Origin of the sequence: Shewanella sp., assembly GCF_041630135.1 — a bacterium.
Lineage (GTDB): Bacteria > Pseudomonadota > Gammaproteobacteria > Enterobacterales > Shewanellaceae > Shewanella.
Genome location: NZ_JBFKLW010000090.1, coordinates 1 through 12356, shown reverse-complemented (window position 1 = coordinate 12356; position 12356 = coordinate 1). Strand labels below are relative to the sequence as shown.

Below are 12356 nucleotides of genomic sequence, written 5' to 3'. Positions count from 1 at the left end.
TCCATGCAGGTCGAAAATCGACGAGGGGCAAGATTACTCCCAACGGGCGGCGCTGTAAAACGATTCACGGACCAGATTGCTCAAGTTTGACCCAAAGCATAGTTATTGACCGGAATTGACTGGATATAGCTTAACGCCAACTTTTCAAAACGGCACTAAATAAATTACTGATTAATATAATGTTAATTCTTTGGTGTTGGGCTGTGGCGGGATGGTTGCCGATTGGTTGTGCGCTGTGGGGTGAAGAAGTTGGCATCGGCCGGTGGCGAATTTTCTGGCCGAAAGCACTTTTCACCAAACCTGCCTGATGAGCACGACAGCGGATTTCAGTGTTGCTCCGGCCAATCAACAGTCCCATAGAAAATTTAAGGATTGGGTTTGTCCCGTGACTGGCGCAGGTGATCTGGGGTATGACGTTGGTGACATGAAATGCAAGGGGCGGTGGTATTGGTATCGACTGGAAAATTGCAATCAGCGTACTGTAAAAATCACAGTTTATCTGTATGGTAAGAAAGAATTTTTCGTAAGAGCCTTATGAACCTGACGACACAGGCGCATATGAAGGCTCTCACCCGGCATGGCGAAGGGAGATGCGGCTGAATAATGCCAATGGGAATACGTTCAGGCTCGCCAGGCAGATGTTTGCTGTTGGCACCCTGTTGATTTGCGGCAGCTTGCTTGGCGCGGTACTGGCTTATCAAGCATATTTGGGCGAGTTGTTCAGCCCTGTCAATCACAGCCTGTCTGAATTGGGGACATATGGCAGCTCATCGCTGGCCGTTGTCGCCAACGGTGGATTGTTTTTCGGTGGTTTGCTGCTGAGCCTTTCTTGCCTGCAGGGGCTCAGAAGTGTGCCCGGTTTTGGTGTGGCTATCTGGTTGTTGCTGGCCGCAGCCTGGTTGTTGCTGGCCATTGTAGGGCTGTTTCCCTCCAATGTGTATCATCTGCATACGGCCGCATTACAGTGGTATTTTTACTTTGCTCTGGCCAGTTCTATGGGCTACTGGTTGTGGTTGGCTTTGCGTCCCACTAAACCTCAAAGCAAGTCTGCTTTAGCCTTTTGTTCCATTACGGTGCTTTTTGTCAGCGCCTTTTTGGTGTTGCCCCATCTTGCCCTGGAAACATTGCCGTTTAACCGGGCATTTTATGAAGAAATTTATCCCCCCTTTCCCAGACCCGGGCTTTGGTGGCCAGCGGTATTGGAGTGGGGCAGCTTAATCAGTATGTTACTGTGGCAAGCTGAGTTGCTGCGCTGCCCCGATTGAGTTTCCAGGGTCTCAGCGGCTGGCTGATGTGCGGTTAAAACCGGCTTCACCGAACCAATAGCCGTCGCACTCATCCTGCTTGACTGCGGCACTGGTATCCAGCTGGGGTAAGCTGGTTGATAGTGGCGAAATCCTGAACCAATCCACACCCATGTTTTCCATTTCGTGCCATTGTCCGGCCAGATTGACACAGGCCGCCGACTGGGTCTGAATGCCGTTAAGCCGCAGCAGTGGCTGCGATTCCTGAGTTTGCACCAGAAGCCCCTTGCTGTTTTCGCGGCAAATGGTTTGGCAGCCATCTTTGGCAAGCCCCTTGTGGCGGGCGGTAAAGCAGCGGGCCGAGTGGGCCAGTGGCAGATGGCCATAGCCCAGCACTTCCACCTGGGGGCGGTTTGGTTTGCCATCAAGCTGGCTAAGCACCTTGCCAAGCCAGTCTTTTGAAAGCTCTATCGGCATCACGAACCGCTGCATGCCCCAGTCAGCCAATTTCTGGATGGTGGCGGCATTATAGAGGTTGATATGTGGGCCACAGACAAAGGGCACTCCCGCCTCACGGGCAAAGCCCACCGCAGCCATATCATTGGCTTCAATCATAAATTCGCCATTGTTGACCAGTTTTTTAAGCTCACTGAGTTCACCGGCGGCTTCAATCAGCGCCAGGCTGGTCAGTACCACCTGTTTGCCGTTGGCTTTAAGGTTGGCGGCAATCTCAAGGTAATCGGCATTTTTCAGTTCGCGTCTGCGGCTGCATACCGCTTCACCCAGATACACCAGCTCAATGTCACTTTTGGCAACATTGGCATAAAAATCCTGCACTTTTGCCTTTTCCCAGCAGTAGAGCAGGGGGCCTAAACTCGTTTTCATATGCTGTTTTCCTGCTGTTATTACTTACTGCCAGCGGCGCTCGTAGGCGCCCAGGGTGGTGACCTGACCTTCTGATACCTTACCCAGCGCCCTGTCCCAATCGGCCTGGACATGATAGGCATCCGGGTTGCGCATATAGGTGTCTATGGCGGCGCGCCATACCCGGGTTACCTGCTCGACGTAAGCCGGGCTGCGCTGGCGGCCTTCGATTTTCAGCGACACTATGTCAGCGCGGGCCAGCTCAGGCAGCAGGCTTAAGGTATTGAGACTGGTGGGAGACTCCAGCAGGTATTCAGGGGTATCGCTATCCTCAGCGATAAAGCGGCCCTTGCACACCACCGGATAGCCCATCTGCTCATTGGCGGCTGACTTGTCGATAAGCACTTCATTGAGGCGGGTCAGGCGGTCGGAGCCAGATTCCTGCCAGCGCACATGCTGCGCCGGTGAGCAGGAGCCACCGGTATTGGGCGACTGACCGGTGACATAAGACGACAGATGACAGCGCCCCTCGGCCATGATGCACAGGCTGCCAAAGGCAAATACTTCCAAATCTACCGGTGTGGTTTGCGCAAGGTCACGCACCTGTTTCATCGACAATACCCGCGGCAGTACCACCCGCTCGACGTTAAAGGCGTCTTTATACAGACTGAGCGCTCCGAGGTTGGTGGCGCTGGCCTGTACCGACAGGTGCAGTGGCAGTCCGGGATAACGGCTGTTGGCGTAATCCAAAAGCGAAATATCGGCAACGATAAGAGCATCGGCACCCAGCTCTGCGGCCAGGTCCACGGCAGAATACCAGCGCTGTTCTTCACCCGGTTTGGGAAAGGTATTGAGGGTGAGATACAGCTTTTTACCGGCGGCGCGGGTCAGGGCGCGGGCTTCTTTCAGACGTTCCGGAGTGAAATTCAGCCCGGCAAAGGAGCGGGCATTGGTGTCGTCTTTTAATCCAAGGTAAATGGCATCGGCCCCGGCGTTTAACGCAACCTTCAGTGAAGCAAGGTTTCCGGCCGGACACAGGAGTTCCATAGTGTGACTCTCTTCAAAGAATAAAAATCGCCGGAAGTGTACCCATGTTTGCCTTGCGGGGAATTGATGTAAAACAAGAGCCGGGAATTAAAAGCAGGCTAGACTGCTCGGATGTTTATTCGCTTCCCAGAGGAAACCCGATGCCTTTCCCCTTAGCCGCCCGGCTGGTGCCACAGATTGCCAAAGATGTGCTGGAATATGCCCCAAAAATGGTGCGCCTGCCCTTATCCAAGGTGCCTTTTACTGCCAAAGCTGCACTGATCCGCCCCGGACTGAATATGTTGCTTGCCCGGGAAGCCGAAGACGGTGAACTGGACTTTCTTGAGGGCCGCTGGGTTGGCATCGACGTGCGGGATCTGGGGCTGGCGTTTGATGTCAGCTTTGATACCGGCCGCCTGTGTGTGCGTGAGGCGGGCGACCAGCCAACTGGGGTGCGCTTCAGTGCCGATTCCCGCGAGCTACTGTTGATTGCAGCCGGTAAGGAAGATCCCGACACCCTGTTTTTCCAGCGCAAACTCACCATTGAAGGCGACACCGAGCTTGGTTTGCTGGTGAAAAACCTGCTGCTGGCTATCGATTTGGAGCGTTTGCCATCACCTGTGACGACGACATTGTCGCAGCTCGCCCGCGCCCTGCAGGCGCTGGAGCGTCATGCCGAGCCCACCTGGGCATAATCACTGAAGGCTTAAAAGAAAAAGGCGCTGATAGTCAGCGCCTTTTTCGTATTCTGATGCCGCTTAAGCGAGTTACAGCTTACCGGTGAGACGGGCGTATTTTATCAGCAGTTCGTCCTGGCTTTCAGGGTGCGCCGGATCCGGGTCGATGCAGTTAATCGGGCACACTGACACACAGGTAGGCTTGTCGTAATGGCCTACGCATTCGGTGCAGCGATCCGGATCGATTTCATAAATCTCGGCACCCATGGCAATCGCCTGATTCGGGCACTCGGGTTCGCACATGTCGCAGTTAATGCAGCTGTCGTCAATGATTAAGGCCATAGCCTTGAAAAACCTCAAAAATATTACCGCCGCTGGCGGTGGGTAACCTGATAAAACCGCTGGGCTTGCTGTCAGTTGGGCTTAACGTATAGCGCCGTGACCTTAACGTATAGCGCCATGCTGCCATGACATGAATAAATCAGAGCTTAGCCCCAGGGCGGGGAGTATATCACTGATTGATTGAGCCTGCCCATCGAATGCTGGGGCCTGTCTGCTGTCACAGCCGACATTGTGCACATTAAAACGGATGCCTGATGTACTTACTGTTGCAATGAATATCAGCCTGCAAATGTCCAAACTGTTAACTTGGTTAAGTAAAGGTGAACTGCAGCTGGGGCACAATAAAGCCATGGGAACATTAGCGAATGACAGCTGGCTGTGCGTCGGTGTGATTGCCTTAGCTTGTCTTTAATCCTGATGCCTGCGTGGGCTTAGTGAGGTGATAGATGAAACTCTTGATTGGCATGTTCTTGGCGATTCTTGTCAGCCTGTCCTGGGCCGTAACCGCAGATTCCCCTGAAGAAGTGGATAGGCTTAAGGTCAAAGTTTATGAGCTGGAGTTAAAGACTCAGCGGGCAGAGGAGGAATATTTGGAGGCCAGGGCCAGGTATATGGCTGCCAAGGCAGAACTGGATAAATTAACAGAGTCCAAAAAACCGACCAGCCGGAAAATTGGTGCTAAAACCGATGAGTTGCCATCCCCATTGGTGTTTAACAATAAACGGGTATGGAATCCGGAAAAAATCCTGTGGAACAACAAGTTTTTCAAGTGTGGGAAATACCTTGATGATGGCAGCTGTGAATTTGTCAGGGAGATGACTCAGGCTGAATTGAATAAATTAAGTGGCACGCGCTAGCTCAAGGTTGCCAGTCACAGAAGACATGCTCCCATCAGTGCATGCTACGGCTGATATGGGGGCTTAGTTGCCCACTGTGCGCATGGCTTATGAAGGGCTATTGCGGAGTGCCATTGCAGCTGTTTGGCTGTATCCCATTGCCGTGAAGGTTAAGTTCAGATTTTGTGGTGTCCCGATAGCGTTTTTCGCTATTTATGTCATTGAATTAGCGTGTTGTTTTGTTTTGACTTTTGACAAGCCAGTACGCTTGTCTTACCAGTGGTATTGGGATAAATTGGCTCAGGCAATAACAAACAATGGATTGCATACAATGCGCTCAAGCAGGCGCATTGGTAGCGTTGATGGTTGGCTCAATGTCGAATTCTTTGGTGATTAGCTATAGGCATTCGACCATTAGCCACTGGCAGCAATTGCAGCAGGGATGCGCCCGTCTTTCGACCCCCATCACAGACCCACATCCCCTCCTGCGATAGCTTTGCATATGGCTTAGCTGCTAATGCATTGTTAGTGCTTGGATTTCTATGAGTTAGAACGGACAAAATCAGGTATCAAGTGCTGTCTGGTAGCCAGTGCCAGTGGCGGTAGCTTACCCCGTAGATGTTATGGCGGTGCCTCAAGTGGCACTTGGTCTGAAGGCCAAAGCGGCTTCAAAGGTGGACTTACAGGTGGAGCTTCAAATTGAATGTAGTGCCTGTACTGACCTGTTTTAACTGAAGTGTTATTGAGAATGGTCAAAAGCCAAGCACGGTTTACTCCGTTTATTGGCACGATTTGCTCAGATGAAAAGCCCTGAATTTATCTAAATCAAAGTATTACGTGAGGACTGGGTTTAGATAACAGGCCGTTAAATGGCGCAAAGTGTGCCAGCACACTTTGCTTGTTAATTGATATGGACAAAATCCGCTAACCCGAAGAATAGTCGGGAAATCTCCGGCACGCTTTTCACTGGTCCGAGGTGATAAGCGAGTTGGCACACTATAGAAATGTTATATGGCTAGGGAAATGCACAAGTATTATTTTTACCATTGGGATGAATCAACAGGTGACAAGTTAGATCACTGGGGAACTTCTGATTGGTATTTTGAAGTCGGTGAAGATGAATACGTTTCAAAAGTAATTCAAGTTTTCGCCTCGGGAAATGCGTTGTTCTATAGCGAAACGCATATCGAAGATGAGTACGGCTTTTTGTCTGAAGGTAAATTCGAACTAGTTGGTGAAGAAAAAGAAATATCAAAAGCTGAGTTTGAGGAAGTACTAAATAATACAAAATTCACAAATGTAGCAAGGGCCATATAACAAGTTACTCAAAAGGACGCAAAACGCTTGGCTTGCGCTCCTTCGTCGCTAATTTTAGCCAAGCATTTATGCGCCCATTAGTAAGGCGTTAGGTATTTATCAATAATCTGGAGTACAAATATCAGGATGAAGATTGTTTTATCATGTTTGGCTATAACATCAGCACTTCTAATTTTCTTCTTGGAAATAGTGTTTGCTAAAACACCTGATTACATTGCACCTTATGGCCAAAAGTTAACCGATGTTGTAGTTAACCTATCTCTTTCGTATATTTCAGCCTTTATATTTTACTTACTAACTATCCATATTCCTGAGGTGCGCAGAAGAAAGCGTGTGTCAGCATTGGTTAACAAGACAACAGACCACCTGTCTCGCTTGATCTCTATGTTTTTTCAACCTGCAATGGAGGGACGAAAATATGGAGAAATCCCAACTGATGAGGCTGTCATAGCTTGGGCTGAACGGACAGGGTTATATTCGAAAGGCTGCCCGGGTCCTGCGGAGCTAGTTATGGCGGGAGCTTGGACTTACGATGACGCAGTGAGAGAATGGCTTGTCGTAAACCTGATTAAAGAAATAGACAGTATGTCTTTTTTTAGCTCTGGAGTGGAAGCCGAATATCTTGAATGCATTTATAAGCTCAAGCGGTGCAGCTTAATCGAAGTTAGTTTACACAGAAGCAAAGGTTCAGTTGTAACAATTGCGGGAGTAGTCGGTTCTAAACCAAAGTTAAGTTACTACAACGATAAGTTCGTTGAGCTCTTAGCAATTTGTAGGAATTTACAAGAGTTGACTGAGAAATACTATAAAACTTAAAGTGAAGTCGTACTACATTGCTCTAAAAATCAACCAATTAAATACCTAGCAAACAATTTGAGAGTGATTCGGCACGCGTGGCATTTTTACTATGCGTTGGTTTTAGTGATTAAGGTGGTATACGGGAGCATCGTATTGCGTGCCTCACACCTTAATTTGGCGTTATAAGAATTCAGTTGGTAAGGTAATAATATGTCTCACTATATAAAAAAAATAGAAATTCAGAATTACAAATCTTGTAAAGAATTGACAGTAGTTTTGACGCCATACACTCCTTTAGTCGGTTACAACAATGTTGGTAAATCGAACATTCTTGGTGCTCTGGAGTGGCTGGTAAAAGATAAGCTGTTAGCTGAAAGTGATTACAATGATGTCAATCTACCTATTATTATTGAAGGTGAAGTTGTTGGCGTCACCGAAGACGTACTGCAACGTCTAAATGAGGAGCATCGAGAACCACTTAGACCATATATCGAAAATGGTGTGGTTAGAATAAAAAGAACTCAGCTGGCTCATGCAACCAAAAAAACAGAAATTAATCTCGAAATTTTCAATTTCGAAAGAGGGCAATATGCTCGAAACCCAAGAGGTATTTGGAATGCTATCAAATCATTGTTTCCGGAGCCTATTAAGGTTGGAGCTATGGAGAATGCCGCTGAAGATGCGGGAAAGGCCAAAAGTACTTCTACTATTGGGAAGTTATTAAAAGAACTTAGTACCTCATTAGCAGAAAACCATGCTTCTGTTGTTAACAGGCACTTAAATGCAGTTAGCCGCAGAATGGGTGCAGACGGAAATCGGCGCTTGGATGAATTGACGGAAATTGATGATTCAATAAACGAAAAGGTAGAGAGTCTATTTCCTGGTATTAGTTTAAAACTTCACTTTGATGTTCCCGACTTTAATGAAATTTTCAATGCAGGTACAGTGAAGGTGTATGAAAACGATGCTGAAGGAAGAGACGTTACTTCTTATGGTCATGGTGCTCAACGTTCGGTGCAGATGGCACTCATACAACACCTTGCTGAAATCAAGAAGAATGCTGAATCACCAACAACAACGCTGTTGTTGATAGATGAACCAGAATTGTATTTACACCCTTTTGCTATAGAACAAGTCCGTGAAGCTCTACATGTGTTGTCGCAAAATGGATATCAAGTACTTTTTAGCACTCACTCGGCTCAAATGATTACTGCTGAACGCGCCCAGCATACTTTATTCGTTCGCAAAACTCATGCTCAAGGAACACATATCAGAACACCTTTGAGAGATGCCTTGGAAAGAGCTGTTCCAAATGCAGAAGCACAAGCAGGCCACTTGTTCGCTTTAAGTCAATCAACACAGATCTTATTTGCAAATGAAGTTGTTCTCACCGAGGGAAAGACAGAGCTAAGATTGCTCCCATTCTTGTACAAACAGCTCAAAGGGAAAACTCTCGGTCAAAATAACGCAGCACTAATCGAAACTGGCTCTGTAGATAATATCGGCAAAACGATGAGCATATTGCATGAAATGGATCTTCCTTCGAAAGCTATTGTTGACTTAGATTATGTTTTCAAAGGCGCAATACATAACAACTACATTGAGCAAGATGATGAGGACTTAGTTGTTTTGAGGGATCTGTTGCGAAGCTTACATGATGACAATGTTATTGAGATGCGCGGTGACTTGCCCAATGCAAAACATTGTGCAGTGATGGCTCAAGATATGCGAAGTCATGATGCGATAAATTCTCTGCACAATAAACTGCAAGCGAGGAATATCTGGCTTTGGAAGTTAGGGACTATTGAAGCTCACCTTGGCTTGAGAGCAAAAAATGAGCATGAATGGGCTAGGTTTAAGGCTAATGCTGAGAATCCTGAAGTTGGTCTAGAGCAGGCTTGTGCTGACTTTATTGGTGTGCACCAGTTGGTTGAGTGGCTCGAATAAATTCTTATAACAAGTGACTGTGGCATTCCGTTAAAATTTATTACACCAAGTCAAGGGACTTGTCGCCCTGTCGAGTTCCTGTATATGCGGGCTCGAAAGTAGGCGTATGCTTCATTTGAAAGACAACATGGGGGGCGTGACCTATGTGTGGCAGGATGAATGTAATAGCCGATCCTTTATGCCAGTGGTTGAGTGAGACCCTTGGGCTGGACTTTCACGCCAGCGACAATAGCGATTTACGCCCGACACAGACAGTTGCGACTCTGGTGCATGAACAAGGCTCGCTTAAGCAGCTGGATACGGCTTGGGGCATTAAGCCAGCCTGGGCGAAGCAGATCCTTATCAATGCACAGGCTGAAACGGTGATGCAAAAGCCGACCTTCAAACGCGCCTTTGCCGAACACAGATGCCTGGTGCCCTGCTCAGGCTGGTACGAGTGGCGTCAGGAGCAAGGCACTGACGGTAGAGAAAAAGGTAGAAAGGTTAAGTACCTCTTCAGCGCCGCTAACAACAAGCCGCTGCTGATGGCCGGGCTGGTATTCAACGAACCCACCGGAGCTAAGTTGGTGACCCTTACCACTGCCCCGATACTCAGCTGCGCCCCGTACCACAACCGCATGCCGCTGTTTATCGACCCAGACAACATCGATTTCTGGTTCTGTTCTACGCCAGAACAGCTTCAGCCACTGCTGCAAAACGAGCACAGCTTGGGGATTTTGGTGGAAGCACAGCACTGAGGCGGCTTTTAGTACAGCTAATAGTTCTGTAACTTGTTACCAAGCTGGTTAGAGACTTGGAAAAAAGGCTATCTTGCAAAGCAGGCAAGCTTGTAAGCTTGGAGACTCTTGAAAGGTCGCACTATTAAAATGTTAGCTGCAAACACATAGAATGGAGAAACATGCGAAAACAAAATTTAAACATCGCTGTCTACATTGACATGGAGAATGTCGCCTCATCTGAATTCGTGCTAGAGGATGTAATGAATTCATTCTTAAGTACAGATGAGGATTACAATTGTATATTTGCGATAAAGTCAGCGTATGGCAACCAAAATGCTGCAAAGAAAACTCTCAAAAGTCAGATCCTAGAACATAACTTTAATATCATTGATACGCCTAAAATCGGAAATGAGAAAAACCGAGCAGACTTGCTTCTAAGCCTAGATGCATTTGAAACTTTATATTTAGATAATCCGAGAATTGATCGCTATTGTTTTATGACTAGCGACGCTGATTTTACGGTTGTTGCTGATAAACTCAGGAAATTCGGCAAAGAAGTATGGCTAGTCTGCAAAAAATCCGATAAAGATCGTGCAATCCTCACAAAATCATTCGATAACCTTCTTTTCCTGGAAGACTTTTGTCCAGAAACAACACCCAAGATTGCTAGTAAGATCGAAAGGCTATTTGTTCAAGCTGTACGAAATATGAATCAAAGTAAGCTGCCAAATAATGTATCCGTTGCTAATGACAAGATGAAGGCTATTGACCCAAGTTTTCGCGTAACTAATACGGAATACAAAACCTTCATGAAACTTATAAAAGACATGGAGAAAAAAGGTTACATCAAATCAGAAACACTCGAGACTGGTGAGAATAGAATAGTCGAGATCCGTGTATAATTTACAGCTAACAAGTGACTTTGGCGAAAAGACAGGACAGCCACATAGTCAGGACCTTAAGCATTTAGATGCCGAAGTATTCCATCCAAGCTATTGTCTTTATTAGACTTTGATTGTGGGCTGCGTTGGCACGTGTGGGCAATGAATTTTATTGCCCAAGTAAAAAGAGTCAGGACACCCAAAACACTTTGGCTGAGGGTTGCACCAATTCCGCTTGAAGCGGCCGCTGGGCATTGGCGATCGTTGCGTGGCCTCGGCATGGATGCCGTGGCAACGTCTGTCGAATCAGGGATGAGCGTCTGACGCGCCAGCATAAGAGCGGCAATGCACAAGGGGTTGTCCGCTTCGTCGCGGGCGGCAGGGGAGATCCAAGAGGGATTGCTGTAGATCCCCTCTTGGTCGGGTGTGGGGCGAAGCTCCACGAGGTTATGTCGCTTGCAAAGCGACTTCACATCAGGGGGTGATAAACTGCCCCGTCAGTGAACACAAATCAGGACTGGCATACCACCGCTATCGTTGACGACAACGCCGAACAGTTCTGGGGATGTTCCTCGTACCCCAAATGCAGAGTCGTTGAAAAGCTGAACTGATGAAAAGCTGAACTGGATAGTGGTTTGGTTTGCCTGAGAAGTTTTCACATCTGAACAGTTAGTTAGATAGCCAATCACCACGACCTAATCAGCCAGAAAGCAAGAAGTCGGATTGACGCCGTATTCATGTCGTGGTGCTGTCGTCACTGTATAGTGCTGTTTGGTCGCATAATAGTGGCTAACAAAGACCTCAGGGAGACGCCTTAATCATGCATGTAAACAGTACCCGACTTCGAGAGCTGCGCCTTGCCCGTCAGTGGTCGCAGGAGCAATTGGCCACCGTCAGCGGGCTGAATTTGCGCACCATCCAACGCCTTGAATCCGGGGCTAAGATATCAAATGAGTCATTGCGGGCACTGGCAGCCAGTCTTGAGGTGCCAGCCGAGAGTTTGTTGGTTGGCAGCTCTGAGACTAAGCCCGGGCAAACGGCCCTCAAGGCGATGCGTGAAGGTGTTATTGCTGGCCTGGAATTTACTGGCATTACGCCGCGAGCCGACTTCTGGTGGTTTGCGCTCGGTGTGGTCATATTTTTGGCTTTCGCAAAGCTGCTCAGCGAAGTTCTTGGAACGCTGCCGTTGCAGATTGCTTCACTGGCAGTGTTACTGCCGTGGCTGGCGGCCTGCACTCGCCGTTTGCGTGATGCCGGACTCAGCCCCTGGTGGCAGCTTATCAGCTTGGTTCCGGTGGCAGGCATTCTGGTGCTGCTTTATTTGCTGACTTATCCAACGAAAGACCTCGATTCAGTTGATGCGAGCTCAAGCTGAAGCAGTGGTATGAGTAAGGTTGTAGAGTAAGCTGGGATAGGCGGATTGGGAAATGACTTTGACACTCGCTGCATCGGTTTTGTAACCGTTCACAATATGGGCCTTGATGTAAAGACTTGGCCATGGTTCACGTTAAGGTTCAAGAGTTAAACCAGTAATGAAAAAGCCCCGTTAACGGGGCTTTTTTATGTGTTTCAGGTAATTCTGATGTGTCAGTTACAGCTGCTGCTGAACAGGGTGTTCGCCCAATCCGGATTATCGATAAAGGGGTTGCGGTTGTGCTGCCACTCGTACACCCGGTTATTGCGGCGACGTTCCCAGTCGCTGACC

13 protein-coding genes are annotated in these 12356 nt (G+C 48.0%); 9 read left to right on the top strand and 4 right to left on the bottom strand.

The window, feature by feature from the left end:
- Positions 1-590: 590 nt before the first annotated feature.
- Positions 591-1265 (top strand): DUF998 domain-containing protein, encoded by a 675-nt coding sequence (locus ABYK60_RS17425; protein ID WP_372873272.1) that lies wholly within the window; start codon positions 591-593, stop codon positions 1263-1265.
- A 12-nt stretch (positions 1266-1277) separates the two neighbouring features.
- On the opposite strand, the gene ABYK60_RS17420 is transcribed toward ABYK60_RS17425, so the two are convergent.
- Together ABYK60_RS17420 and ABYK60_RS17415 are read right to left on the bottom strand one after the other, a co-directional pair.
- Positions 1278-2129: a U32 family peptidase gene (locus ABYK60_RS17420; RefSeq protein ID WP_372873271.1), complete on the bottom strand. Its 852-nt coding sequence runs from the start codon at positions 2127-2129 to the stop codon at positions 1278-1280.
- A gap of 24 nt (positions 2130-2153) precedes the next feature.
- Positions 2154-3155 carry a peptidase U32 family protein gene (locus ABYK60_RS17415; RefSeq protein ID WP_372873270.1) on the bottom strand — a complete coding sequence of 334 codons (1002 nt, stop codon included), beginning with the start codon at positions 3153-3155 and terminating at the stop codon, positions 2154-2156.
- A gap of 140 nt (positions 3156-3295) precedes the next feature.
- Between ABYK60_RS17415 and ABYK60_RS17410 the strand changes: the two genes are divergently transcribed.
- Positions 3296-3829, top strand: a complete 534-nt coding sequence (locus ABYK60_RS17410; protein WP_372873269.1) for an SCP2 domain-containing protein — start codon at positions 3296-3298, stop codon at positions 3827-3829.
- Between the two features lie 72 nt (positions 3830-3901).
- Here the strand turns inward: ABYK60_RS17410 and ABYK60_RS17405 are convergent, their stop codons facing one another.
- Positions 3902-4153 (bottom strand): YfhL family 4Fe-4S dicluster ferredoxin, encoded by a 252-nt coding sequence (locus ABYK60_RS17405; protein WP_011759118.1) that lies wholly within the window; start codon positions 4151-4153, stop codon positions 3902-3904.
- A 446-nt stretch (positions 4154-4599) separates the two neighbouring features.
- Between ABYK60_RS17405 and ABYK60_RS17400 the strand changes: the two genes are divergently transcribed.
- From ABYK60_RS17400 to ABYK60_RS17370, 7 genes are all read left to right on the top strand, one after another.
- Positions 4600-5010, top strand: coding sequence for a hypothetical protein (locus tag ABYK60_RS17400; protein WP_372873268.1), 411 nt, complete (start codon positions 4600-4602; stop codon positions 5008-5010).
- 990 nt (positions 5011-6000) lie between these two features.
- Entirely contained in the window at positions 6001-6306 is a 306-nt protein-coding gene (locus tag ABYK60_RS17395; RefSeq protein ID WP_372873267.1) for a hypothetical protein, read from the top strand.
- 126 nt (positions 6307-6432) lie between these two features.
- On the top strand, positions 6433-7122 hold the full coding sequence (locus ABYK60_RS17390) for a hypothetical protein (RefSeq protein ID WP_372873266.1): 690 nt from the start codon (positions 6433-6435) through the stop codon (positions 7120-7122).
- Between the two features lie 192 nt (positions 7123-7314).
- Positions 7315-9051 (top strand): ATP-dependent endonuclease, encoded by a 1737-nt coding sequence (locus tag ABYK60_RS17385; protein ID WP_372873265.1) that lies wholly within the window; start codon positions 7315-7317, stop codon positions 9049-9051.
- Positions 9052-9206: 155 nt separating this feature from the next.
- Positions 9207-9788, top strand: a complete 582-nt coding sequence (locus ABYK60_RS17380; RefSeq protein WP_372873264.1) for an SOS response-associated peptidase — start codon at positions 9207-9209, stop codon at positions 9786-9788.
- Between the two features lie 161 nt (positions 9789-9949).
- On the top strand, positions 9950-10672 hold the full coding sequence (locus ABYK60_RS17375) for an NYN domain-containing protein (protein WP_372873263.1): 723 nt from the start codon (positions 9950-9952) through the stop codon (positions 10670-10672).
- Positions 10673-11471: 799 nt separating this feature from the next.
- On the top strand, positions 11472-12026 hold the full coding sequence (locus ABYK60_RS17370; protein ID WP_372873262.1) for a DUF805 domain-containing protein: 555 nt from the start codon (positions 11472-11474) through the stop codon (positions 12024-12026).
- A 212-nt stretch (positions 12027-12238) separates the two neighbouring features.
- On the opposite strand, the gene ABYK60_RS17365 is transcribed toward ABYK60_RS17370, so the two are convergent.
- A partial coding sequence (locus ABYK60_RS17365) for an endonuclease (protein ID WP_372873273.1) occupies positions 12239-12356 on the bottom strand: 118 nt, incomplete at its 5' end.